At 69.8% G+C, this 25,527-nt stretch carries 19 protein-coding genes; 3 read left to right on the forward strand and 16 right to left on the reverse strand.

Going from position 1 to position 25,527, the window contains the following annotated elements; translation table 11 throughout:
* Positions 1-157 precede the first annotated feature (157 nt).
* A complete protein-coding gene (locus QNO09_RS17565; protein WP_283971131.1) occupies positions 158-2,692 on the forward strand; it encodes an ATP-dependent Clp protease ATP-binding subunit in 2,535 nt (844 codons plus the stop codon).
* 112 nt (positions 2,693-2,804) lie between these two features.
* On the opposite strand, the gene ggt is transcribed toward QNO09_RS17565, so the two are convergent.
* Complete coding sequence (ggt, locus tag QNO09_RS17570) at positions 2,805-4,610, reverse strand: gamma-glutamyltransferase (RefSeq protein WP_283971132.1); 1,806 nt, start codon at positions 4,608-4,610, stop codon at positions 2,805-2,807.
* 104 nt (positions 4,611-4,714) lie between these two features.
* On the opposite strand from ggt, the gene QNO09_RS17575 reads away from it, so the two are divergent.
* The gene (locus QNO09_RS17575) at positions 4,715-4,855 is read left to right on the forward strand and encodes a hypothetical protein (RefSeq protein WP_283971212.1); all 141 of its coding nucleotides are present in this window, start codon (positions 4,715-4,717) and stop codon (positions 4,853-4,855) included.
* 214 nt (positions 4,856-5,069) lie between these two features.
* Here the strand turns inward: QNO09_RS17575 and QNO09_RS17580 are convergent, their stop codons facing one another.
* Complete coding sequence (locus QNO09_RS17580) at positions 5,070-5,546, reverse strand: MarR family winged helix-turn-helix transcriptional regulator (protein ID WP_283971133.1); 477 nt, start codon at positions 5,544-5,546, stop codon at positions 5,070-5,072.
* A 202-nt stretch (positions 5,547-5,748) separates the two neighbouring features.
* Between QNO09_RS17580 and QNO09_RS17585 the strand changes: the two genes are divergently transcribed.
* On the forward strand, positions 5,749-6,876 hold the full coding sequence (locus tag QNO09_RS17585; protein WP_283971134.1) for an amidohydrolase family protein: 1,128 nt from the start codon (positions 5,749-5,751) through the stop codon (positions 6,874-6,876).
* 114 nt (positions 6,877-6,990) lie between these two features.
* Here QNO09_RS17585 and QNO09_RS17590 read toward each other — a convergent pair whose 3' ends face one another.
* The 14 genes from QNO09_RS17590 to QNO09_RS17660 form a co-directional block, all read right to left on the reverse strand.
* Entirely contained in the window at positions 6,991-7,767 is a 777-nt protein-coding gene (locus QNO09_RS17590; RefSeq protein ID WP_283971135.1) for an IclR family transcriptional regulator domain-containing protein, read from the reverse strand.
* 29 nt (positions 7,768-7,796) lie between these two features.
* The gene (locus QNO09_RS17595) at positions 7,797-8,630 is read right to left on the reverse strand and encodes an ABC transporter ATP-binding protein (protein ID WP_283971136.1); all 834 of its coding nucleotides are present in this window, start codon (positions 8,628-8,630) and stop codon (positions 7,797-7,799) included.
* A 13-nt stretch (positions 8,631-8,643) separates the two neighbouring features.
* Positions 8,644-9,435: an ABC transporter permease gene (locus QNO09_RS17600; RefSeq protein WP_283971137.1), complete on the reverse strand. Its 792-nt coding sequence runs from the start codon at positions 9,433-9,435 to the stop codon at positions 8,644-8,646.
* Between the two features lie 4 nt (positions 9,436-9,439).
* Positions 9,440-10,156, reverse strand: a complete 717-nt coding sequence (locus tag QNO09_RS17605) for an ABC transporter permease (protein WP_283971206.1) — start codon at positions 10,154-10,156, stop codon at positions 9,440-9,442.
* 152 nt (positions 10,157-10,308) lie between these two features.
* Complete coding sequence (locus QNO09_RS17610) at positions 10,309-11,283, reverse strand: ABC transporter substrate-binding protein (protein WP_283971138.1); 975 nt, start codon at positions 11,281-11,283, stop codon at positions 10,309-10,311.
* 503 nt (positions 11,284-11,786) lie between these two features.
* The gene (locus QNO09_RS17615) at positions 11,787-13,679 is read right to left on the reverse strand and encodes a DUF2264 domain-containing protein (protein WP_283971139.1); all 1,893 of its coding nucleotides are present in this window, start codon (positions 13,677-13,679) and stop codon (positions 11,787-11,789) included.
* A 22-nt stretch (positions 13,680-13,701) separates the two neighbouring features.
* Positions 13,702-14,769: a LacI family DNA-binding transcriptional regulator gene (locus tag QNO09_RS17620; RefSeq protein WP_502962309.1), complete on the reverse strand. Its 1,068-nt coding sequence runs from the start codon at positions 14,767-14,769 to the stop codon at positions 13,702-13,704.
* Positions 14,770-14,801: 32 nt separating this feature from the next.
* Positions 14,802-16,454: an extracellular solute-binding protein gene (locus QNO09_RS17625; RefSeq protein ID WP_283971140.1), complete on the reverse strand. Its 1,653-nt coding sequence runs from the start codon at positions 16,452-16,454 to the stop codon at positions 14,802-14,804.
* Positions 16,455-16,471: 17 nt separating this feature from the next.
* A complete protein-coding gene (locus QNO09_RS17630; protein WP_283971141.1) occupies positions 16,472-17,359 on the reverse strand; it encodes a carbohydrate ABC transporter permease in 888 nt (295 codons plus the stop codon).
* Positions 17,356-18,210 (reverse strand): ABC transporter permease, encoded by an 855-nt coding sequence (locus QNO09_RS17635; protein ID WP_283971142.1) that lies wholly within the window; start codon positions 18,208-18,210, stop codon positions 17,356-17,358. Before QNO09_RS17635 ends, QNO09_RS17630 begins: the two co-directional genes overlap by 4 nt.
* A 334-nt stretch (positions 18,211-18,544) precedes the next feature.
* On the reverse strand, positions 18,545-19,858 hold the full coding sequence (locus QNO09_RS17640) for an RICIN domain-containing protein (RefSeq protein ID WP_283971143.1): 1,314 nt from the start codon (positions 19,856-19,858) through the stop codon (positions 18,545-18,547).
* An 82-nt stretch (positions 19,859-19,940) separates the two neighbouring features.
* The gene (locus tag QNO09_RS39720) at positions 19,941-21,971 is read right to left on the reverse strand and encodes a family 43 glycosylhydrolase (protein WP_349636976.1); all 2,031 of its coding nucleotides are present in this window, start codon (positions 21,969-21,971) and stop codon (positions 19,941-19,943) included.
* A gap of 187 nt (positions 21,972-22,158) precedes the next feature.
* Positions 22,159-23,508: a right-handed parallel beta-helix repeat-containing protein gene (locus QNO09_RS17655; RefSeq protein WP_283971144.1), complete on the reverse strand. Its 1,350-nt coding sequence runs from the start codon at positions 23,506-23,508 to the stop codon at positions 22,159-22,161.
* A gap of 4 nt (positions 23,509-23,512) precedes the next feature.
* Positions 23,513-25,366: a rhamnogalacturonan lyase family protein gene (locus QNO09_RS17660; protein WP_283971145.1), complete on the reverse strand. Its 1,854-nt coding sequence runs from the start codon at positions 25,364-25,366 to the stop codon at positions 23,513-23,515.
* Positions 25,367-25,527: the final 161 nt, after the last annotated feature.

Here is a 25,527-nt window from a genome sequence, read left to right on the forward strand (position 1 = left end):
ATGCCCTGAAGGTGCCCCTCGTCCACGATCGTGCGAAGGTGTTCTACGAGCGCGCCCCAGGTGTAACCGGCTGCCACCCGGGTTACCCGACCCCGGCACGTCGACCAGCGAGGGCGTCCCCCGCCCGCGCGCCGGGGACGCCGGGAACGGAAGGCCCATGAGCAGCGGCTTCACCAGCCCGGAGGGCTACGGCTCGGACCCCTTCGGAGAATTCCTCGCACGCTTCTTCGGCGGACCGCGTCCAGGTCCCCGGCAGATCGATCTCGGGCGGCTGCTCAGTCAGCCGGCCCGGGAGCTCGTCCGCGGCGCCGCCCAGTACGCCGCCGAGCACGGCAGCCGGGACCTCGACACCCAGCACCTGCTGCGGGCGGCGCTCGCCACCGAGCCCACCCGCACCCTGCTCAGCAAGGCCGGCGCCAACCCCGACTCGCTGGCCTCGCAGATCGACGACCGGTCGGGACCCGCCCAGCACACGCCGGACGACGCCCCGCCGCCCACCGCGCTCTCCCTCACCCCGGCCGCGAAGCGGGCCCTGCTGGACGCGCACGACATGGCCCGGGCGCGCGGCTACGGCTACATCGGCCCGGAGCACGTGCTGAGCGCCCTGGCGTCGAACCCCGACTCGGCCGCCGGGCACATCCTCAACGCCGCCCGCTTCGCCCCCTCCGAACCGCCCGAGGCACCGGAGGTCCCCCAATCCGAGCGCCCGCGTCCGACGAACACGCCGACCCTCGACAAGTACGGCCGCGACCTCACCGAGCTGGCCCGGCAGGGCCGGATCGACCCGGTGATCGGCCGGGACCAGGAGATCGAGCAGACCGTCGAGGTCCTCTCGCGCCGCGGCAAGAACAACCCGGTGCTGATCGGTGACGCGGGGGTCGGCAAGACGGCCATCGTGGAGGGGCTCGCGCAGCGCATCTCCGAGGCGGACGTGCCCGATGTGCTGCTCGGGCGCCGGGTGGTCGCCCTGGACCTCACGGGCGTGGTCGCGGGCACCCGCTACCGGGGTGATTTCGAGGAGCGGATGAACAACATCGTGGGCGAGATCCGCGCCCACTCCGACCAGTTGATCATCTTCATCGACGAGTTGCACACGGTCGTGGGCGCCGGTTCCGGTGGCGGCGACGGCAGCTCGATGGACGCCGGCAACATCCTCAAGCCGGCCCTCGCCCGGGGCGAGCTGCACATCGTGGGCGCCACCACACTGGAGGAGTACCGCCGCATCGAAAAGGACGCGGCGCTGGCCCGCCGCTTCCAGCCGATCATGGTGCCGGAGCCGACCCCCGCGGACGCGATCGAGATCCTGCGCGGCCTCCAGGACCGCTACGAGGCCCACCACCAGGTCCGCTACACCGACGAGGCCCTGGTCGCGGCCGTGGAGCTGTCGGACCGCTACCTCACCGACCGCCGCCTGCCCGACAAGGCGATCGACCTGATCGACCAGGCCGGTGCCCGGGTGCGGCTGCGGGCCCGGACCAAGGGCACGGACGTACGGGCCCTGGAGCGGGAGCTGGAGCAACTGACCCGGGACAAGGACCAGGCCGTCGCGGACGAGCAGTACGAGCAGGCCACCCAACTGCGCGACCGGATCATGGAGCTGAAGCAGCGGATCACCGACGCCGGTGGCGACAGCGAGGTCGACGAGGGTCAGGACCTCGTGGTCGGTGCCGAGGCGATCGCGGAGGTGGTGTCCCGGCAGACCGGCATCCCGGTCAGCAGCCTCACCCAGGAGGAGAAGGAACGCCTGCTGGGTCTGGAGGAACATCTGCACCAGCGGGTCGTCGGCCAGGACGAAGCCGTGCGGGTCGTCTCGGACGCGGTGCTGCGCTCCCGCGCCGGGCTCGCCGCTCCCGACCGCCCGATCGGCAGCTTCCTGTTCCTCGGCCCGACGGGCGTCGGCAAGACCGAACTGGCCCGGGTGCTCGCCGAGGCGCTGTTCGGCAGCGAGGACCGCATGGTCCGGCTCGACATGAGCGAGTACCAGGAGCGCCACACCGTCAGCCGGCTGGTCGGCGCCCCGCCCGGCTACGTCGGCCACGAGGAGGCGGGCCAGCTCACCGAGGTCGTGCGCCGCCACCCGTACTCGCTGCTCCTGCTGGACGAGGTGGAGAAGGCCCACCCCGACGTCTTCAACATCCTGCTCCAGGTCCTCGACGACGGCCGGCTGACCGACTCCCAGGGCCGCACGGTGGACTTCAGCAACACGGTCATCGTGATGACGAGCAACCTCGGCTCCGAGGCGATCACCCGCCGGGGCGCCACGACGGGCTTCGCCGCGGGCGGCGCCGACGCGGACGAGGAGGCCCGCCGCGAGCAGATCCTGCGCCCGCTGCGTGAGCACTTCCGCCCCGAGTTCCTCAACCGCATCGACGAGATCGTCGTCTTCCGCCAGCTCACCACGGAGCAGCTGCGCCGGATCACCAACCTCCTGCTGGACCGCACCCGTTCCCTGGTGCGGGGCAAGGGCATCACGGTGACGTTCACCGACCGGGCCGTGGAGTGGCTGGCCGACCGCGGCTACCAGCCGGAGTACGGCGCCCGTCCGCTGCGCCGCACCATCCAGCGCGAGGTGGACAACGAGCTGTCACGCCTGTTGCTGGACGGCAGGGTCGATGAGGGCGGCAGGGTGACAGTGGACGTCAAGGACGGACACCTGGCCTTCGAGACGCAGGTGTCGGCAGCGCCCTCCTAGGGGCGCGGGGCCGTGTCGAGGTGCGGGTGCGGTGCGAGTGCCGGTGCGTGGGCGCGACCAGCCCCCGCGCCGGCCCACCGGCACCCCGCACCCCGCACCCCGCACCCGCACCTCAACGCTCGGGCCACACCACCATCGCCGACCCTCCGCCCCGCCGCGCGGTCTCAGCGGCTGCCAGCCACTTCCCACCGGGCAGCCGCTGCACACCCGTGGCCGCGCCGATCTCCGGGTTCTCCTTGAAGGAGTGCCCGATGGCCTCCAACCGCTGCCTCAGGTCACTGTCGTACAGCCCGGGCTCCAGATCGGTCTGTGCGGCGTTGCGCTGGCTGGCCCGGGGTGCCGCGATCGCGTCGACCAGCGGCAGCCCCCGGTCGACGAAGCCGGTGAGCGTCTGCAGCACGGTCGTGATGATCGTCGCGCCGCCCGGCGACCCCAGCGCCACCACGGGCCTGTCGTGCCGGTCCAGCACGATCGTCGGCGCCATGGACGACCGCGGACGTTTGCCCGGCCCCGGCAGGTTCGGGTCGTGCACGGCCGGGTTCGCCGGGGTGAAGGAGAAGTCCGTCAGCTCGTTGTTGAGGATGAATCCCCGCCCGGGGACGGTGATTCCGCTGCCGCCGGTCTGCTCGATGGTGAGGGTGTAGGCGACGACGTTCCCCCATTTGTCGGCCACCGACAGATGCGTGGTGCTGTCACCCTCGTACGTCGTGGGAGCCGCCGTGCCGCCGGAGCCGCAGCGCTGCGGCTGACGCGGGTCGCCGGGCGCCACGGGGCTGGTCAGCACCGCGTCGTCCTTGATGAGGCACTCGCGCGAGTCGGCGAACCGCTGCGACAGCAGTTCCCTCGTCGGCACGTCCTCGAAGGCGGGGTCGCCCACCCACCGTCCCCGGTCGGCGAAGGCGATCCGGCTGGCCTCGATGAAGCGGTGCAGATAGCGCGCCCTGCTCGCCTTGGACAGGTCGGTCCGTTCGAGGATGTTGAGCGCCTCCCCGACCGTCGTGCCGCCGGAGGAGGACGGTGCCATGGAGTGGACGCCGAGGCCGCGGTACGAGGTCCTGCTGGGTGCCTGGAGCCTGGTGCGGTAGGTGGCCAGATCCTTGGCGGTCAGGTCGCCGGGCCGGGCGTTCCAGCCCGAACCGGGGTCCACCGGCGGCTTGTTGACGGTGTTGACGACGTCCCGGCCGAGCCGGCCGTGGTAGAGCGTGTCGACGCCCTTGCGTCCCAGCTCCGCGTACGTGCGGGCGAGGTCGGGGTTCTTGAAGGTGGAGCCGACGACCGGGAGTCGCCCGCCCGGCAGGAACAGGTCGGCGGTGTCCGGGAAGTAGCGGAAGCGGGTCTCGTTGGACGCCGTCTGCGAGCGGAAGGTCTCGTCGACGGTGAAGCCCTCACGGGCGATCCGCTCGGCCGGCTTCAGCACAGTGGAGAGCCGCTTGCTGCCCCACTTGTCGAGCGCCGTCTGCCAGGTGGCGGGCGTGCCGGGGGTGCCGACGCTCAGGCCGCTGCTGACGGCCTCGGCGAAGGCGAGGGGCTTGCCGTTCTCGACGAAGAGGTTCTCGTCGGCGCTCAGCGGGGCGGTCTCGCGGCCGTCGATGGTACGCACCGTGCGGGACTCGGCGTCGTAGTAGACGAAGTAGCCGCCTCCGCCGATGCCGGCGGAGTAGGGCTCGGTGACGCCGAGCGCGGCGGCCGTGGCGACGGCCGCGTCGACGGCGTTGCCGCCCTTCCTGAGGACCTCGATCCCGGCGGCGGAGGCGTCGGGATCGACGCTCGAGACGGCACCGCCGTAACCGACGGCCAGCGGGGACTTCTCAACGCCGGTGTGCTGCGCGGTCGGTGGCGGCGCCGCCGCTCCCACCGACATCACCACGGCGGCCGAAACCGCCAGGACCGTCAGATTCCGTGCGACAGGGCGACGCATCCGCACCTCCAGTCAAAGGCCGTCCGCGCAGCTTAATTCATCGCCATGGCCGCGTCAGGCAGGCGTCGAACACCGGTGCGTCGGGCCCGCCGGCATGCGCGCCCATGACCGACGAGGTGCGCACCATCGTTCTGGGTCTGATCGCGGCGGATGTCAGTGCCGCGCTGGGCCGGCTCGCCCGTACGTTCCGGTGGAACCGCAAACTCCGGCGCAAGCAGGCCTTCTTCGGGAGCCGGGCAGGGTGATGAGGCCATGACGCACGCGTGGGCTGCTCGCACGGTCACCCCGGTGTGCCGTCCTTGCGGCAAGGTGGCCGGTCTGGTGAGGGGGCCTGCCGGTTGCACCTGTTGGGATCGCGTCGGTGACCTGATCGAGGAGCGCCTGCAGTCACGTGGAGTCCTGGGCGCCGAGCCAGTTGCGCTCCGGCCGGGCCGGGGTCGACGTGGACGGCCAACAGCGTCATGGGGTGGACGGGCCGGGGAGTTCCGCTACCGCCGATTCCGGAGATCCCCACGGTTCCTCCAGTGCGGCCCGCAGCGCGATGACGGTATCCGCGCCGATGCGCCCGGCGAGCGCGGCTTCGATCCCGGCCAGTATCCGCATCGTCTCCTCGCGGCGTCGGACACCGGCCGCCGTGAGGCGCACGAGCTTCGACCGGGCGGAGTGCGGATCGCTCTCCACGGTCAGCACGCCCATGGCGACGAGTTCGTGGACCCACTGATGCGCTGTCGGGGCGCTGACGCCCAGGCGCCGGGCCAGCTCGGCGATGCTCGCCCCTTCTGACGGGAGCTGACTGAGCAGGGTCACGTGGGCCGCGCTGATGGTCACCCCGTCTTCCTGGTTCTCGAACGCAGTGGTCAGGGCGGCCCGAAACCAGTTGTGTGCGCGCCACAGCAGCCGGATGAGCGGCTCGGATTCAGACGGGGAGGAGGACATGTGGTTCTGCCTTCACGGTGGGGTGGTCGGTTCGGCGCGGTCCGCCGATCGTAAGCCGGTGGGACCTGGTGCCCCACATCACCGGAGCTTCCGAGATCACCCTTCATTAGGTAACCTACGATTAGGTTACCTAAGTGCGGGGTTCGCATCGATCCCCGCCGACCGACCCGTGCCCCTGCTTCCCGTGAACCGATGGAAAGGCATGACGATGACGACAGGATCGTCCGGATCCCCCCTCACCGCGGGCACCTCGCGGCGGCGACTGCTGGCCGCCGTGGCCGGCACCACCGCCGGCACGGCGGCCCTCGCGGCTCCGTCCGCCGCCCAGGCCGCCACCTCCACGTCGGCCGGGAGCGCCGCCGGCCGCCCGGGACGCGGCATGAAGGTGATCGCGGTCGAAGAGGCGTTCTCCGTTCCGGAGCTGATCCCGTGGCCGGGCGAAGCCCGGATGCCCCCCGGCTGGGGGGAAGAGTGGGGGCGCCGGCTCGCCGACCTCACGGAGCTGCGGCTGGCGGACATGGACGAGCATGGCGTGGACATGCAGGTCCTGTCGCTCACCTCACCCGGCGTGGAGGCCATCGAGGACCCCGCCGAGGCCGTGGCGACGGCCCGCCGGGTCAACGACCGTCTGGCCGAAGTGGTCGCCGCGCACCCGACACGGTTCGCCGGTTTCGCCGCCCTGCCGTTGCAGGACCCGAAGGCCGCCGTGGCCGAACTGCGCCGGGCGGTGGAGCGACTGGGCCTCAAGGGGGTCCTGCACAACGACCACGTGCACGGCCACTACCTCGACGAGCCGCGGTTCCGCCCCGTGTGGGCCGAACTCGAGCGGCTCGGCGTGACGCTCTACCTCCATCCCGCGCTCTTCCCCGCCGATCAGTGGCGGGTGTTCCAGGGCCATCCCGTGCTGAGCGGGCCGTCCTGGGGATGGACAGCGCAGGTCGGTGCCCACGCGCTGCGCCTGATCTACGGCGGAGTGTTCGACGAGTTCCCCGGGGCCTCGGTGACGCTGGGGCACATGGGAGAACTCCTGCCTTTCCAGTTGGCCCGGCTCGACAGCCGCTACCACCAGGCCGACCCCAAGACCAGGCCACGGCACCTGCCCTCCCACTACCTGCGGCACAACCTCTACGCGACCACCAGCGGCGTCTTCTCCCACGCGGCCCTCCTCGGAGCCGTCCAGGCCATCGGCGCCGACCGGCTGCTGTTCGCCGTCGACTACCCCTACGAATCAACGGCCGAGGCAGTCGAGTTCCTCCGCACAGCGCCGTTCTCCCGCGCCGACCTCACACGCATCGCACACCGCAACGCGGCACACCTGCTGCACCTCTGACCAAGACACCAGCAGCAGGTGAGTGGGGCTGAGCAGACCTTCAAACGCTGGTCCTCGTCCGGCTGGGCGCGACTTCCGTCAGCCAGGGCCCGGCCCACCACGCCGGCAGCAACGTCAGCCGAGGACTTTCAGCTCGGCCTCGATGTTGGCGGCGGTGGCCAGGAGCGGCGGCAGCAGGTCGTGGCGTATCGAATCCGGCGTTCGCCGGCTGACGTGGGTGGCGAGGTTGATGCCTGCCACCACACGACGTGCCTCGTTCCGGACGGGTACGCCGATCGCTATGAGGCCCTCTTCCAGTTGCTGGTCCACCAGACACCAGCCCTGTGCCCGCACTTGTTCCAGTTCGGCGGCGAGTGCCTCCTTGGAGGTGATGGTGTCCGGGGTCAGCGGCTCCAAGGACGCGGTGTCCAGGTAGTGCCGCAGCCGGGTCTCGTCGAGGTGGGCCAGCAGGACCCGGCCGAGGGAGGTGGCGTGGGCGGGGAAGCGGGTCCCGATACTGATGGAGACCGCCATGATCCGCCGGGTGGGTACCCGGCTGACGTACACCACGTCCCCGCCGTCGAGCACCGCCATGGACGAGGACTCACGCACCTCGGCGACCAGTTGCTCCAGGTGGGGCTGGGCGATCTCCGCCAGGGACATGCTGGACAGGTAGGCGTAGCCCAGTTCCAGAACGCGGGGTGTGAGGCGGAAGTGGCGGCCGTCCGTGGCCATGTACCCCAGGTCGGCGAAGGTCAGCAGGAACCTCCGTGCGGTGGCACGGCTCATGCCGGTGGCCCTGGCGACCTCCGAGAGGGTCATCGCGGGCGTGTCGGCGCTGAACGCACGGATGACGGCCAGCCCTCGCTCCAGGGACTGCACGAAGTACCGCCCGGGTTCGTTGTCGTCCATGCGCTGTGACTCCTGTGTCGGACGGTGTGTCAGGACTCGGACTTCTGCAGGGTGAGTTCGTCACTGCGGTCGGCCACTGGCGTGTCCGTGTCGCCGTTGTGGTGCTTGGCGCGCTGGATCTGCTCGTAGACGTGGGCGCGCAGTTCGGCGAAGCGGGGGCTGGCGCGGGTGTGCAACTGGTCGCGCTCGTCGGGGAGATCGATCGTCAGATCCTCCAGCACCACGGTCGGCGAGGCGGACAGGATGATGGTGCGCTGGCCGAGGTAGACCGCCTCGTCGATGTCGTGGGTGACGAACAGGACGGTGACGCCCAGGTCGTGCCACAGGCGCCGGATGAGGTCCTCCAGCTCGGCGCGCGTCTGGGCGTCGACGGCCGCGAAGGGCTCGTCCATGAGCAGCACCTTCGGCTCGAAGGCGACGGCTCGGGCGATGGCGACGCGCTGCTGCATTCCTCCGGAGAGCTGCCAGGGGTAGGCCTGGTGCACGTCGGCGAGGCCGACCACTTCCAGGGCTTGGTCCACCAGTTCCCGTGTCCGCGCCTTGCCGAGCTTCTTGCGGCGCAGGGGCAGGGCGACGTTGTCGCGTACGTTCATCCAGGCGAACAGGGAACGGCCGTACTCCTGGAAGACCACGGCCATGTCGGGCGGCGGCCCGCCCACCGGGCGGTCGTCCAGGCGGACGTCGCCGCTGGTCGGCGTGAGTAGTCCGGCCATGCACTTCAGCAGGGTCGTCTTGCCGCATCCCGACGGGCCGACCAGGCACACGAGTTCGCCGGCACCGATATGGAATGTGAGGTTCCGTAGTGCTTCGACACTGCGATTGCGTCCGGTGTAGATCTTCTTCAGGTTGCGTACGTCGAGCATCGACGTCTCCTTGTCAGGTGTTGCGCTGAGCCCGGCGCAGGCCCTGGTACCAGGCCAGGACCCGGTTCTCGGTGAATCGGAAGAGCAGCGACAGGGCGAAGCCGAGCAGGCCGAGCAGCAGGACGCCGCTCCACATCTCGGGTATGGCGAACGAGCGCTGGAACTGCACGATGGTGAAGCCGAGCCCGTTGCTGGCGGCGAACATCTCACTGATGACCATGAGGATGATCCCGATCGAGAGGGCCTGGCGCATGCCCGTGGCGATCTGCGGGCTCGCCGAGCGCAGCATCAGGTGCCGGAGCCGGGAGGTGCCGGTGATGCCGTACGAACGGCAGGTGTCGCTGAGCACCTCGTCCACGGCGCGGACACCCTCGACCGTGTTGAGCAGTACCGGCCACACGCAGCCGCTGACGATGACGAGGACCTTCATGGTGTCGCCGATGCCCGCGAAGAGCATGATCACCGGCACGAGCACCGGGGGCGGGATGGCCCGGAAGAGTTCCAGGACCGGCTCCAGCACGTCGCGCGCGACGCGGCTCATGCCGACCACCAGACCGAATCCGACGCCGATGACGACGGCGAGGAGGTAGCCCGTGGCCAGCCGGAGCAGGCTGGGTACAGCGTCCGACAGGAGCCGTTCCCCCGTCCACACCTCCCCGAACTTCTGCAGGATGGTGGCCAGCGGCGGGACGTAGAAGTCGGTGCTGTCCGCGGTGGCGAACCACCACACGGCGAACAGGACCGCGGGCAGGCCCAGGATCAGCGCGGCGCGCCGGGCCATGGTGAGGACCGTTGTCCGGATCATCCGGCTACCCCTCCCTGCGGATGGACTGATGCCAGTGCAGCGCCCGCCGCTCGACGGCCCGGGCCACCAGATTGATCGCGACGCCCAGCACTCCGGTGACCAGGACCAGGGCGTAGACCCGCGGCACGGCGCCGGACGTCTGCGCCACGGCGATCTGATGGCCCAGCCCGGGCGAACCGATGACGAGTTCCGCGGTGATGGCGAGGACGAGCGCCACGGTCGCGGCCAGCCGCACACCCGTCATCACATACGGCAGCGCGGTGGGCCACATGACATACCGCACCCGCCCCCACCTGCCCATCCGGTAGCTGCGGGCGGTGTCGTCCGCGACCGGGTCGACGTCCTGCATCCCGGCCAGCACCTGGACGAGCACCTGCCAGAAGGAGGCGTACACCACCAGCAGCAGCTTCGACCTCAGGTCGGTGCCGTAGAGCAGGACCGCCACCGGGATCAGGGCCACCGACGGTATCGGCCTCAGGAACTCGATGGTGGAGGCGGTCACCGCCCGCAGCACGGGCACGGAGCCGATCACTATTCCGGCCACCACACCCGTCACGACGGCGATGGCGAGCCCGAGGCCCCAGCCGGTCAGGGTGTCGCCCAACGCGGTCCAGAACGCCTCCTCGGCGAGCAGGAGCAACAGGGCCCGGCCCATCTCCGACGCGGGCGGAAGGTAGTCGGCGGACACCAGCCCGCTGTGCGGCAGGACTTGAAGCACCATCACCAGCCCGGCCAGGCCGGCCAGGCCGCGCAGCGGCGTAACGGCTCCCTCCAGCACGCGCCCGGCGCGGCCACCGCCCGGACCGCCGGGAGCCGTATCGGCTCCGGCGGCACCCGCGGTCTTCGGCAGCGCAGAAGTGCTCCCGGACCCGGTCATGAGAACAGGGCATCCAGGTCGGGCTTCTTGCCGTCGAAGATGCCGTCCTGCTCACCGAGAGAGGCCACCTTCTCCAGCGAGGCCATGTCGTACGCCGCCGGCCAGGTCGGCAGCGTCAGGTTCTTCAGCACCTCACCGTCGATCTTGGTGTACGTCGTGACGATCTGACGTGCCTCGTCCGGGTGCGCCGAAGCGTACTCGAGCGACTCGGCCACCGCCTCGGTGAACTTCTTCACCAGATCGGGGTCCTCCTGGGCCAGCTTGGTGGAGGCGAAGTACGTCGCGATGGTCAGCTTCGGGTCGGTCTCCGCGAACGGCGACGCCACGACCCGTGCGCCCTGTCCCTTGGCGATGGTCAGCGCGGGCTCGCCCATCCAGGCGGCGTCCACCTGACCGCCGTCCAGCGCGGCGGGCATCTGGTCGAACGGCATCTCGAGGAACTCGATCTTCGAGGGGTCGCCGCCGTCCTTGCGCACCGACTCGCGGACCGTGGTGTCCCCGATGTTCTGCAGCGTGTTCACCGCAACGGTCTTGCCGGCGAGGTCCTTGGCCGACTTGATCGGGCTGTTCTTCTTGACGGCCACTCCGCTGATGTCCTGGCCGGTGTCACCGGTGGAGGCGGCCCCGTTGACCACGGACTTGAGCGGCACGCCCTTGGTCTGGGCGATCATCAACGAGGTGACATTGCTGAACCCGAATTGGAACTGACCGCTCACCACGCCGGGGATGATCGCGGCACCGCCTTGGGCGGTCTCCATTTTCAATTCGATTCCGCGACTGCTGAAGAATCCCTTCTCCTGTCCCAGATACAAGGGCGCCACATCGACGATCGGAATGATCCCCACTTTGACCTGGGTGGTCTTGTCCCCGCCCGAGGAGGGCGAACCGCCGGCCCCGGAAGAAGATCCGCATCCGGCCGCGGCTGCGACCGTCAGTACCGCTACGGCAAGTCCTAGAACGCGTCTTTGCATGGGCCCCTCCTGGCGAGGACGGATTGTGTGCGCAATGCGAACATGTGTCCGTGTACCGAACAAAGCAAGCGGACATTATGCCGTTGTCCGAATCGCGTCAATAGATCGCACCGAACCCGTCGCCACCGCTCATACGGCCGCGCGTGCCCATCACCGCGCGCTGTCATCGCGCCACGACTCCCCTGGGCCTACCGCACCCCCTCTGCGCCGCCTGGCAGGCGCGCAGACCTGGGCCGGACTCGGCGTCTTCGCCTACAGCCCGCACCGGATGACCGTCAGCGGCCGGCGAGCACGCAACCACCCCTGGCCCCGGCATAGGAGTGAACCCGCGGTATCAGGCCTGCCACCACGCCGAACCCCTTAAGCAGCTAACCGCATTGCTCTCGGTTCGCGCTGGGGTATGGACGAGACGGCGTGACGGTGTACGCGGTGATCGTGCTGCTGCCGGCCTGGCCGCTGGTGAGGAAGGCGGTGACGCGGGGCCGCGCCGCGGCCCGACCCGGTCACCGCGGCACCCGTTCCCGGGTGCCGTCCGGGAAGCGGATCTCCACCTCGCCGTTCGTCTCCGGACCGGCCCTCAGTACGACGAGGGTCACCAGGAGGTGGGTGCCGCCCGGGTGGGCGGGCAGGGTGAGGCACGGGGTCGCCGAGTGGTGGCCGCAGGCGTTGGCGCCGACCGCGTGTACCACTGCCGTCCCGGCGTCCTGCCACCCGTGCAGGGCGACGACCGTGCTGGTCAGACCGTCCGCGCGCCGGGCCAGCGCCCAGCCGGGGCCGGTCGACGCGACCGGCGGCGCGCTGTCGTCGGCGACGGCCCAGCCCCCTTCGCGCACGGGTGTGCCGGGCGGCGCGTCGACGCGGTGCACCCGGACCTCCCAGGCGCCGTGGGCCACGCTGACCGTCTCGATGCGGTGTCCTTCGTCGCTGCCGGGGAGCACCGCCCGGTGCCAGGAGGCGGCCCGCGTGCCCGCGACACCGAGGGGGTGGATGCGACCGCGCGGGGTGGGCGTGCCGTCGGGGGCGAGCAGGGCGATGTGGTTGTCGAGGCCCGTGTCCGGTGCGGCCGGTGTTTCGGGCGCCGTCGCACTGGAGTAGGCGAACCGGGCGTAGTGCGGGCTGTCCTCGGCCGTTGCGGGTGGGGGTGGAAGCCGGTCGCTGCCGTGGTTGACGAGCCGGACGATCCCGTCGGCGGCGGTGGAGTGCAGCAGCCAGCCGGGGGCAGGTAGCGCGAGGCGCACGTCGGCCGTCTCCACCGGGCCGGGTTCCTCGGGCGCGGTCCACACGGGGTGGTCGGCGGGCAGGAGCAGGCCGAGGAAGGCCTTGCTCGCCCAGTAGGGGGAGGCCGGTCCCGAGTATCGCTGGGTGACGGGGAGGAACCGCCCGTACCAGCCGAGTGTGAGCAGCCCCTGCGCGTCGGGCACGCCGCGCTCGGCGAAGTGCTTCAGCGCGCCGGAGGCAAGACGGCGGGTGCGGCCGGGCGGCAGCGGGGTGGCGTCGGCGAGGACCCCCGCCCACAGCGGGGCCGTCGTCGCGAACCGGTAGGTGAGCGAGCGGCCCTGGTGGACGGGGGCGCCGTCGGCGCCGAAGAAGTGCTGGTGGTCGTGGAGGAACGACCACAGGCGCGTGCGGTGTTCGGCCACCAGCCGTGGGTCGGCGCGCGGCCCCGCGATACGGGCCCACAGGACCGGGTAGAGGTGCAGCGCCCAGGCGTTGTAGTAGTCGAACTTGCGGCCGTCGCCGTCGGTGTACCAGCCCTCGCCCCGGTACCAGTCCTCCAGGCGGGCGAGACCGGCGTCGATCTCGGTGCGGCTGTGCGGGGCGCCGACGGAGGCGAGGAACTCCTCGGTGATGACCTGGAACAGCCGCCAGTTGGAGTCGTTGACCACGGCTCCGACGAAGCCGCCGAGCCAGTCGGCGACCCGCTGCCGTACCCCGTCGTCGAGCCGGTCCCAGATCCAGGGGCGGGTCTCGTGCAGGGCGATCGCGAGGGACGCGGCCTCGACCATGGGCTGGGATCGGTCGGTGATGGGCGGCCAGCGGTCGGGCCCGCGCGGGTCGGACCCGGCCGCGAGCCCGGCCGCGTACCGCTCGATCAGGCCGGACACGCCCTGCCCGCCCGAACCGCCGATGCGGAACGCGGCCAGCAGGAAGGAGCGGGCGAAGCCCTCCAACCCGTCCGACCAGGGCCCGGAGTGGCTGGGCGGGCCGGGCAGCCGGTACTGGGCCAGGCCCGGGGAGGCGTAGGGCGTCAGGGCGTCGAGGAGGCGGTCGGCGATGGCCTCCCAGTGGGCGCGGGTCCAGCCGGTGAGGGGCGAGGTCAGCGGGTCGGAGGGTGGTAGATGGGGCAGGTTGGCCAGGTGCGTCGGGTCGGGGAGCGACACGTGCGGCGCGCTCATGCGGGTGCGGTTCCTCCGTTGGTCACAGGGCGCGCCCGGGCGGGGGCGCGCCGACGCTGTCGCGTACGACGATGTGGGTGCCGAGCAGATGGTGGGCACCGGCCGCGTGCTCGGGGTCGCGCAGCGCGATGCGCACGGCGGCGCGGCCGAGTTCCTCAGCGGGGGTGCGGACGGTGGTCAGGGGCGGGTTGAAGTCCTCGGCGAGCGGGATGTCGTTGTAGCCGACGACGGAGATGTCACCGGGCACGCGCAGTCCGGTGTCGGCGATGGCGCGCAGGGCGCCGGCGGCGACCATGTCGTCCCCGGCGAATACGGCGGTGAACTCCGGTGTGCCTTTGAGGAGTTCGGTCATCGCGCGATGGCCGGCGGCCCGGCCCAGGCCGCAGTCGACGACGTGTGCGGCTTCCGGCGGCAGCCCGTGCTCGGCGAGGGCGGCCCGGTAGCCGGCGACGCGGGCGTCGAGGGCGGTGTTGCCGGGCAGTCCGCCGAGGAAGACGATCCCGCGGTGGCCGGCCGACAGCAGATGGGAGGTGACGGCGCGGGCCCCGGCCTCGTTGTCGAACTCGACGACGAGTGCCGGGATGTCCGGGTCGGGCGCGGGCCGGCCGCAGAGCACGAGCCGGGCTCCGGAGGAGTCGAGGGCGTGTGCGTAGTGGGCGACGCGCTGGCGGTAGGCGTCGTCCTCGACGACCCCGCCGACCAGGATCACGAGCCGGGCGCCCTCCTCCCGCATGAGCTGCACGAACTCCATCTCGCGCTGGGCGTTTCCGCCGGTGGCGCCGACCACGCAGAGCCAGCCGCGGTCGGCGGCCTCCGACTCCACGCCCTCGGCGACCTGGGCGTAGAAGGGGCTGGTGACCTGGCGGACCACGACGGCGGCCATCTTGCGGCCGCCGCCGACCAGGGCGCGGGCGTGCGCGTTGGCCACGTAGTCGAGGTCACGGGCCGCGCGCAGAACCCGGGCCCGGGTCGCCGGCGGCACCGGGTGGTTGCCGCTGAGCGCGCGGGAGGCGGTGGCCGTCGACACGCCCGCCCGCTCGGCGACCTCGCGGATCGTGACCCGTCCCTTGGACATCATGTCGTTCCCCATCCCCCGCGTCTCCCTCTTCGGCCCACCGCCGCTCAGGTGTTGGCCGCGTAGTCCTCGGCGTATTCCTCGGCCATTCTGTCGCCGCCCCGACTCCGCCACTTCTTCACGGCCGGGTCCCACTCGGACATGGGCAGGCGCCCGGCGATGATCCCGGTGACCGTGTCGTCCAGGAAGGTCTTGAGGGTGGCGCCCTGGGAGTTGTTCGTCGCGGACTGGAGGCCGAAGGAGGCGTCGCGGATGGCGTGCGGTACGACCTTGCGCTGCCAGGCGTGCAGGGCGCGCACGGCGTCGGGCATGCCGGGCACGAACAGCACCTGGGGGCCTTCGGCGAGGTACTTCAGCGGCAGGTTGGTGTTGTTCTCGACCTCGCCGAGCTTGGTGAACTCGGGCGATCCGTCCTTGCCGCGGGTGAAGTGGACACCCTCGACGCCGTAGTGGACGAGTTCCCACTCCTTGCTGCCGAAGGGCGCGGCGAGGTAGTCGAGGATGCGCAGCAGCAGTTCTATGCGCTCCTTCTTCGCCTGCTTCAGGACGGTGTAGCCGAAGGAGCGGCGGGCGGCGACGATGCCGCCGGGCTCGCCGCCGACGCTGTACGGCAGGGCCGCGGCGGGACTCATCTTGCCCTGAGATTCCCGGTACTTGGGCAGGTAGGCGCCGAATCCGTCCTGCATGGAGCCGACGGTGCCGTTGTAGTACAGGGTCGTCAGGTCGATCTGGGAGATGGACGTGGCGTCGGGGTGATAGGAGCCGTTCTCGCGCAGCTGCGCCTGGAAGGCGATGGATGCCTTGTAGCGCTCGTCGGCGGCGGCCGGCAGGAAGGTGCCGTCCTTGGTGACGGCCCAGCGCTGAGGCGCGTTGTGGGCGGCGGAGTGGAAGCCGTTGCCGAACAGGGAGCCGTTGGCGGCGCCCAGCATGTACGTCCTGCCGCGGGTGCCCCGCCGGGCCACGGTGGTGAAGTCCTCGGCGGTCCAGCCCTCCTTCATGCCCGCGTCGGCGAACATGTCCTGGTTGATCCAGAGGGTCGAGCCGGGCAGCGGGCGTTCCAGCGGGATGCCGTAGATGCGGCCGCCGATGCGGCCCATGTCGCGCCAGGCGTGGGTGGGGATGCCCGCGAGGTTGGGGTAGTCGGCGATCGCGTCGCCGGAGAGGTACGGCGTGAGGTCCTGGGCGCGGCGCCGCACGAACTGCGCCTCACGCGGCAGGGTGAAACCGGCGAACATGTTGATGATGTCGGGCAGGGCGTCGGCGTCGCCGGCCATGACCGTCGCCATCTTCTTCTGGTAGTCGGCCTGGGAGATGATCGTGTACTCGATCTTCACGCCGAGGGCCTTCTCGACGGCGGCCCAGAAGCGGTTCTGGGAGGCGGGCTTGGGCGGGGTCCCGAAGGAGACGGTCATGACGCGGACGGTGGAGCCGTCGCCCGGGGTGCGGGAGACGGACTTGACCAGGTCGGACGGGTAGGTGGTGTAGCCGGCCTGGACACCGGCGTCGGTGGGGGCCAGGTCGGGCTCGGGCCCGGCGGCGGGCCGGTAGGCGGGCCAGGGGGCGAGCTTCTTGCCCGCGTTGGAGACGTCTCCGTCCCCGGAGTCCGAGGAGGAGCAGGCGGTCAGCAGACCGGGGACGGAGACGGCGGCACCGCCCACCGCCATGGAGCGCAGGAGGGTGCGTCGGGACATGCGGGGCATGGGTGAACCACCTCGTGTCAGCTCTTGATGGCGCCGGTGAGCACGCCCTTGGTGAAGTACTTCTGGAGGAACGGGTAGACGAGCAGGATCGGCACGGTGGCGATCACGAGCACCGCCATCTGCACGGTCTGCGGAGCGGTGACGGTGGCCTCGCCGGTGGTCGCGTCGGTGAGTCCGGCGCCGGACACCACATAGGTACGCAATACCTGCTGGAGCGGCCAGTGGTCGCTCTCCAGGTACAGCGAGGCGTAGAACCAGGAGTTCCAGTAGGCGACGGCGTAGAACAGGCCGACGACGGCGAGTGCGGCCTTGGACAGTGGCAGCACCACCGACACCAGCACCCGCCAGTCCCCCGCCCCGTCCAGCCGGGCCGCCTCGTACAGCTCCTCGGGGACCGACTGGAAGAAGCCACGCAGGACGACCAGGTTGAACACATTGACCAGGACGGGCAGGACGAGGGATGTGTACGAGTCGAGCAGGCCGAGTTCCTTGACGAGCAGGAAGCTCGGGATCATGCCGGGCGGGAAGAGGAACGTGAACAGCACCAGCAGCAGGACCGGTTTGCCGCCGAAGACGCCCGGGCGGGACAGCGCGTAGGCCAGGGTCACCGTGCAGACAAGGCTCAGCAGGGTGCCCGCGATGGTGACACCGGCGCTGACGCCGAGGGCGTGGGTGACGATGCCGCCGTCGAAGATGTCGCGGTAGGCGTCGAGCGAGGGCTCGGTGGGCCACAACACCCAGCCGCCGTTGTCGACGACCTCCCGGGTGGACGCCAGCGAGGTCGACACGATCACCAGGAACGGCACGCACACCAGCAGCACGACCGCGGCGAGGGCGAGGGCCTTCGCGGCCTGGGTGAGCGGCCGGGGTTTCTCCATCCAGCCGGGCCGGGCGGACGCGCTCACTTGTAGACCCCCTGTTCGCCGAGGCGGTGGGCGACCTTGTTGGCCGCGTAGACGAGGAGGGCGCCGACGACACCCTTGAACAGGCCTGCTGCGGCCGCGAATCCGTAGTCGCCGCCGACGATGCCCTGGTAGTAGACGAAGGTGTCGATGACCTCGGCGGTCTGCGGTCCGACCGCGTCGCGTTGCAGCAGCATCTGCTCGAAGCCGACGGAGAGGATGTCACCGAGCCGCATGATGAGCAGCAGCACGACCACCGGGCGGATGGCGGGCAGGGTGACGTGCCAGAAGCGCCGCCAGGGCCCGGCGCCGTCGATGGCGGCGGCCTCGTACTGCTGCTCGTCGACCTGGGCGAGCGCGGCGAGGAAGATGATCGTGCCCCAGCCGGCGTCCTTCCAGATGACCTGGGCGACGACGAGCGGCTCGAACGCGTCGGGGTTGCCGATGATGTCGACGGTGTGCAGACCGGCCCCGCTCAGGCCGCTGTTGAGCAGGCCGGTGTCGCCCAGCACCTGCTGGAACAGCGCGACGACGATCACCCACGAGATGAAGTGCGGCAGATACGCCACCGACTGCACGAACCGGCGTACCGAGCTCCAGGTGAGCGTGTGCAGCAGCAGGGCGAGGCCGAGCGGCACCGGGAAGTAGAAGACCAGCTGGAGGACGGAGATCCAGAGGGTGTTGAGGACCGAGTCCCAGAACGCCGCGTCCTCGAACATGCGCTGGAAGTTGGCGAGGCCCACCCAGGGGCTGCCCCACAGGCCGTCGAACGGCACGTACTCCTTGAACGCGATGACGTTGCCGAAGAGTGCGCCGTAGTGGAACAGCAGGAAGTAGGCGACCCCGGGCAGCATGAGCAGGAACAGTGAGCGGCTCTGAAAACCTTTACGCTTGTGCTGCACCCCATCGGGCTCACGTCGACCGGGCCTCGCTCCCTTCGCACCTGCTCGTTCCCGTAAGGCAGTTGCCACGGCTCCCCCTCACCTCGGCGTGTCCGGTGAAGGGAAGTTAAAACGCTTTCACTACCCGGTCAACACTTCTGACACAGCGGTCAACACGTCCGACGATGGCGGGACTGCAGGCCGAGAGCAGCCCCCTGCCGAAGTCCAAAGTGGTCGCGAGGGTTGTCGGCGCCATGTCGGAGCACCACCCGCCTCGTTGCCCGAGCGGTGCTCCGAGAGGTCCGGATCAGACGCGGCGGCGGGTGAAGCGCTGGTTGGGGTTGCCGGTGTAGGTCCACTGGGAGATGCGGGCGCCGTCGGCGGTCGAGTGCTCCCAGACATCCATGGCCAGGCCGGACTCCCGGTTGACGAGGCTGATCACGTCACCGCCGTGGTCGACCACGCGCCACTGCTGGCCGGTGGCGCCGGTGCCGGCCTGTTGGACGACGTCCGCGCCGGTCGCGGTGCCCGTGGGCTGGAGGAACAGGCCACTGTGCCGGGCCTTGACGCGGACGTGGCCGTCGCCGGCGTCCACAAATTCGAACTGCTGGTTGGAGCGACTGTTGGTGGTCCACTGGACGAGCCGGGCGCCGGCAGCGGTGGAGGCCTCGTTGATGTCGGCGGCCTTGCCGCTGTGCTGGGCCACCAGGGTGTAGGCGGCCGGGCCGCCGGGTGAGCCACCCAGCTGGGCTTCCCACCTGGTGTTGGACCCGGCCGCGTCGGCAGGCAGGCGGTCCCGTGCGGCGGTGTCGCCGTACATCGTCCAGCGGGCCCAGTCGACGACGGTGTTCGGGAAGCGCCGGTCGCTCCAGAAGCTGGTGTGGCTGCCGCCGACGAAGGTGAGGAACGCCTTGGGCCAGGCCATCTCGGTGTACGCCTGCCGGGCAGAGGAGTACGACGTGGTCGAGTCCCGGTCGCCGTGGACGAACAGGACCTTGGCGGAGACCGAGGCGGCGGGGTTGCCCATGTCCACGCAGGACTGCGGGTTGGCGGAGATGATCCGGCTGTCGGGCCAGGAGGTCAGCAGGCCATGGGTGACCATGCCGCCCAGGGAGTGGCCCGAGACGCCGACGCCGATGCCGGTGTTGATGTGCCCGGCCAGCGGTCCGCTCGTGTTGAGGGCGAGGGTGTTGGTGAGGATCTGCGAGACGTCCTTGGAGGTGTTGCCGTTGTTGACGTCGTCGAAGTTGTGGTTGAAGTGCGGGGCGGGGACGACGAAGCCTGCCGAGGCCAGGGCCCGGATGATGAACAGCGAGTTCTGCGGGCTGCTTTGGAAGCCGTGGGTGAAGTTGTAGACGGGGAAGACACCGCCTGCGACGGGGGCGTTCGTCACCGGGTTGCCGCCGGGGGTGCCGGTGGCGGGGTAGTAGACGTAGGTGGTGCACCGGCGGCTGCCACGGGTCCAGTCATACCGACGCACGCCGACCGCGAACGGTGTGGTCGGCGCCGTGTCCAACGGCCCGACGGCGGCTGGTGCCTGCCCCGAGCCGAGCAGGGACAGACCCACGCCCGTCGCTCCGGCCGCGCTCATCCTGAGGAATGTCCGTCGTTGCATGGGCATGGATGTCTCCTTGGGTGCAGGGATGGGTGTCCGGGTCCCAGACGTCGCCTCGGACCGTGCGTGCCGGGTGGAGAAGGGGATGTCAGCCGGCCGAGGCACCGACATCGAGGTAGTCGACGTTGGGTAGTCCGGCTGCCGTGGTCGGATCCAGCCGGATGGTGTTGCTGCCGGCGTTCAGCGGGACCGTCACGGTCTTGGTCGTCCACGTCGTCCACGCACCGGTGGACTCGAACGAAAGCGTGCCTGCCGTCGATCCGTTGACGACGAGGTTCGCCGGCCGCGCACCGGTACCGGCGCCATGGGCGAACCGGATGCCCAGCGTGGCCGTACGGGCGGTCTCGGAGTTCACCGTGAACTCCGCGAAGGCCCCCGGGGCGCTGTCGCCGTTGCAGAACCCGCTGCCGGAATAGCCGGCTTGATTCGAGTCGATCGTGCCCCGGCACTGGGCCGGAGGCGTCTCCGCCTCGTAGCGCCCCGGAGGCGTTGGTGTGTCGACAGAGGTCTTGACGAGTGAGAGCTGGTCGACGATGACGCCGCCCGAACCCGACGCCCGCACGGTGACGGTGGCGGCCCCGCTGGGCAGTGCGATGCCGGTGAGCTCCCGCTTGGCCCAGCCGCTCGACGACGGGATGCTGAGGGTGCGTTGGCTGCCGTTGGAGCCTGCTATCACGACCTGCCCGGCGCTGCCCCGCGCGTGCAGGGACAGGGTGTAGGTGCCTGCGGGCACCGACGCGATCCGCTGCTCGACGCCGCCGCTGTTGCTCACCTGGAGTGCGAAGCGGGACCCGTTCGCACCACCGTTGACGTTGGTCACCGAACCGCCGAGGTTCCGCCATCCGCGCACACTGGAGACGATGATGCGGTCGGCCTGGATGTCGGGGTTGAGGATGTAGTTGTTCGCCGGCCCGACACGCCATTCTCCGGTGGTGGCGTTGAACTGCCACTGGCTCACCGAGTGGAACTGCGGCCGCACGCCGGTCTTGGTGATCGGCAACCACTGGTTGTACCCGATGCCGTTCCAGGCGAAGTCGGCCCAGCGGTCGCCGGCGTAGATCACCGTGTTCTGCTTGGTGCCCTTGACCGTCACGAAGAACCCGGTCTGGGTCACGTGACTGTAGTCCATCTCGGTGCCGGCAAGGACGTACTCGCTGCTGTAGGAGCCCTGGACGTTGCCGCTGGTCGACTCATTGACGTAGTTGACCGAGGTGTTCCAGCCGTGCAGGTCCGACGCCGCGTGGTAGTACTTGCCGTCGAGCTTGAACATGGCGTTGCCCTCGCGACCGTCGCCGCGGCGGATCTCCACGCCCGGCTCGATCCGCAGCGAGTCGGACTCCCGGAACTTGGCCACGAAGCCGCGCGACCGTCCTTCGCGGTTGGAGAAGATCAGGTAGTCCTTGCCGTCGTCGTCGGTGAAGACGGTCTGATCGCCGGTTCCGGTCGTGGGCGAGTTGGTGATCTGGGTCTGGAAGTAGCCGTAGTCGAAGGTGTCGGTCGGTGAGTCGCCCTGCAGCAGCAGAACGCCGTGCCCGCCTCTGCTCGTGTGCCACATCTGCACGGCGAGCACGTACTTGCCGGTGTTCTCGTTGTACGAGACGCCGAGCCGCCCGACCCAGCCCGCACCACCCAGGTTGGCGCCACTGCCCACGCCGGTGGAGCGCGTCGCGACCCGGTTCTCGAACTTCCAGTTCACCAGGTCCTTGGACGAGTACACGGGGATCGAGACGAAGCTGACGTTGCCGTCGTACTTCCTCGTCGGATTGGCCCGGTAGAGCTCGGCGCCGGTGTAGTGCACGCCGTACCAGTAGTAGGTGTCGCCGAACTTGAAGACCCCGCCGCCCTGCGAGTAGATGGGATTGCCGCTGGTGTCGTTCCAGAAGGTGTTGTTCGTGATGGTCTGGAACGTGCCCTCGTCAGCTGCCTCCAGATCGGCGGCGGCGGTCATCAGTGCCGTCTTCGCGGCGGCGACGTCCGACGTGCCGGCCGACGTGTCGTCGGCGACATCGGCCGCGGTGGTCAACGCCTTGGCGAAAGGCTTCCAGGAGTCAGCCGTGTACTTCGACGGAGTGCGGGTCTGGTAGTCGGACACCAGGTACTTCAGGCCGCGGTCCTTCACCGGTGCGGCGGCGGCACCCTGGTCCTGGAGCGCCTTTGCCGATGTCTTCGTCGCCGGTGTCTTCGTTGCAGGTGTCTCCGCCGCAGCGGTACCCGCCGAGAGCGGTGCCGCTAACGCCACGGACAACAGTGCGGCGGCTGCTACCTTCCAGTACTTCGAAACGACTCGCGATCTTTGCTTCACGATGTCACCTTCCATCGTTCTCAAAGGCGCCGAGATCGGGCGCACTTCCGCTGAAGGGCAGTCCCACGTCGGTGCCCTTGTCGATCAGGGCACTGTTCGCCGCGAGACGGAGGTGGGGCAGCACGGGCAGGCTCCCGTCGGTCTGGCGGGGCGCGTCCCAGCCGGACGTCGACACACTCCGGAACTGGGAGTTCGACAGGGGGACGCCGAGGTTCCAGGAGTTGTACGCGGCGTTCGTGCCGTTCATGTACGACGTCGGCGTTCCGGTGTAGGCGATGTTGTTGCGCAGGTTGCCCCGGCCGACGGCGGCGCCGCTCGAGTCGACTCCCCGCATGTTGAAGTTGGGGTTGTTTCCGTAGCCGGTGTTGTTGAAGAAGTCGTTGGCCACCGGGTGGTGGTTGGCGTAGAAGCCGGCCGCCTTGTTGAGGAACGCCACCGAGAAGCGGACGGTGTGCTTGGGCGCGTTGGCTTCGTAGTCGCCCCCGTAGCCGCCCGACTTGAAGCCGGCTCCGTTGCCGGAGGCCGTCGTCGTCCCCGGCACGTACCCGTTGCGCCAAGCCCACGAGTTCTCGATGATCACGGGCGAGTAGGTGGAGATGAGGTCGAACCCGTCATCGGCGTTCCACCACGCGCGGCAACCCCGGAACACGTTCGCGGCGCGGCCGGCCGGCGTGTAATGCGCACCGAACCCATCGGCGTTTTCACCGGGCCCGTCATTGCTGCGCAGGTCGTAGTTGTCGTGCGAGTCCGAGTTGAGGACGAGGTTGCCGCCCCCACCGTTGATGAACAGGCCGGTGCCCATGTGGTGGTGGGTGTCGACCTGCTCGAAGATGTTGTTGCTGCCGGAGATCCAGATGCCCCAGGACTCGGCGTTCCGGTTGTTGTTCTGCGGAACGCCCTTGACTTCCAGTCCTTTGAGGTGGATCCAGCTGCCGGTGACGTTGAAGCCCTTGATGCGGCAGTTGTCCGTCATCCGCGAGAAGTCGAAGACCGGCTTCTCGCCCGGCTGGGCCCAGTACCGGATCGGGTCGCCCGAGCTGCCGCTCTTGTTCAGGGTGATCGCGTCGACTCTGGCGGACTGGCCGGAGCAGGCGCTGTTCGCTCGGGTGTAGGCGTAGGTGCCGCCCCGGAGATAGACCGTGTCACCCGCCTTGGCGACGGACTGCGCACGGGCGATCGATGCCCACGGAGCGTTCTGCGTGCCCGCTGCGCCGTCGTTCCCGTTCGGGGCGAGGTAGTAGGTGTTTCCGGCCGCCTCGTCGCTCGCGGACGCCGAGCCGGGGGCCATCGTGAGGGAACTCGCCGTGACGACCGAGAGCAGGAGGACAGAAGTGACGAACTTCGCGGTTCTCACAGCGTCACCTCCCTGAGTAGGTGATGTTCGGCCGGGGCGGCCGGGTCATGCCGGCACCGAGGAAGTAGTCCACGTGGTGGGACTGCATGTATCCCTTGAGCGTCATGGCGTTGCGGTAGGCGGGGTTGTGGGCGAGCGTGTACAGCCGTGTGCTCGTCGGGTGGTCGGTGGTGAAGATGATCAGCTGGTTGTGGCTCGCGTTGGTGTACACGGCTTCCTCGCGCCAGTCGCCGAGGATGTCGCCGTAGAAGGTGGGCTGGACGTTCTGGCTGGCGTCGACCGCTCCGTAGCGCGAGGTGGTGAGCAGTCGTGCCAGGCTGTTGGTGGGCTTGGGGTTGTTCGGGTCCCACTTCTCGAACTTGCCGTCGTTGAGCAGTTCCATCGTGATGTCGCCGTCCCACCACAGACCCAGCTGCGGCCAGGGACGCAGCGAGGTGTTCGGTTCGGTGAGACGGTTGGCAGGTGCGTTGTAGAGGCCTGAGAAGGACCAGACCTCCATGCCGGGGAACCGCGGGTCGATGTCGCCGGCCATGCCGCGTCCCACGTCGGCGGTGCCGGACGCGGAGTGCCGCCAGATCATGGAGCCGTTGGTGGCGTCGTAGTAGTACTCGCGCAGACCGCTGGGGTTGTTCTGCTGGACGCCGTAGCCCTGCAGGCCCGGGCGGTCGGGGTCCATCTTGGCGATGTGGAAGCGGTCGCCGTGGACGACGCCCGCGGGGCCCAGGGAGTACCGCAGGGTGCCGTCGCCGTTGAGCACGAACCCGATCTCGGCGACCTCGTCGGTCCCGTCGCCGTTGACGTCGATGACGCGGGTGTTGTGCCCGTCGGGTGTGTTCTGGTTGCCGCGCAGCCACTTCCACTGCTGGGTCAGGGACCGGCCGGTGAACTGCCAGGCGCCCATCATGAGGTTGAACGCCCCGTTGCCCCTGCGGTTCTTCATGAACGCGACCAGACTGGGCCGGGAACCGTCGAGGTGGCCCACACCGAACCGGGCGTACATCGGGCCGTCCGCCAGATAGTCCGTCGGCACGGGAGCGGTCGCGCGGGGCGCCCCGGTCATGCCGTCGAGAATCGCGATGAACTGGCGGTTGTTGTCGCCGTGGGTGAAGGTGGTGCCGTTGCCGAAGCGGACACCGTTGGCGATCCGCACGGCGACCTCGGCGCGGCCGTCGCTGTCGAAGTCGTAGACGGTCACGCCGTCGTTGTGGCCGACGTCGATGGTGGACGATCCGCCTTCGATGTTGTTCTGGTTGGTGCTGTTCGGCCCCATGTCGACCGACCAGAGGAGCTGCCCGTCGCGCCGGTAGGCCTCGAGCGTCTGCGGCGATGTCTGGCGATCCAGGACGAAGTCGTACTCACCGTCGCCGTCGAGGTCGCCGACCCAGACGAACTTCACCGGGCCACCGGCGCGCAGCGGTACGCGGACGGCCGGCTCGACGGCGTGGTTGGCGGTCAGGGTGAAGGCGCCGCTCGGGGGCTGCTCGGCGCCGTTGATCACGGGCCGTACCCGGTAGCTGTTCGACCGGGTCAAGTCGGCCGTCGAGTCGGTGAAGTTGGTGCCTCCGGTCAGGACCGCGGAGTTGATCTTGACCTCCTGGCCCGAGGCGGTGGATCGGTACACGTTGAACCCGATGCCGTCCGGATCGAGTCCCAGCAGTCGCCAGGAGACGAGAACACTGGTGTTGCTCGACCGCACGGCCACGACGCCGCGACCGAGGTTCTCCATCGGCCTGGCGGCCGCCGCCGCGACGCCGTCCGTGGGCGTCGCGGCACCCGCGTCGACTGCGAGCGTCGTAGCCGCGACGGACAGGAGTACGGCTGTGGTTCCGGCTAACGAGACCTTGATGGAACGTTTCATGGATCCTCCCGTGCAGTGCGGTGCAGGGCAGGGCAGTTGACCACCATCGGCCGCGATTGCGCCGGTACGGCCGTCTGGCCCGTCGGAGCGGTGGGGGGAGCGACGGGAAGGTTCGGGCATCGGAGCCCTCCACCCAAGACGGTGTTGAAAACGTTTACTAT

Origin of the sequence: Streptomyces sp. 378 (assembly GCF_030124145.1) — a bacterium.
GTDB lineage: Bacteria > Actinomycetota > Actinomycetes > Streptomycetales > Streptomycetaceae > Streptomyces.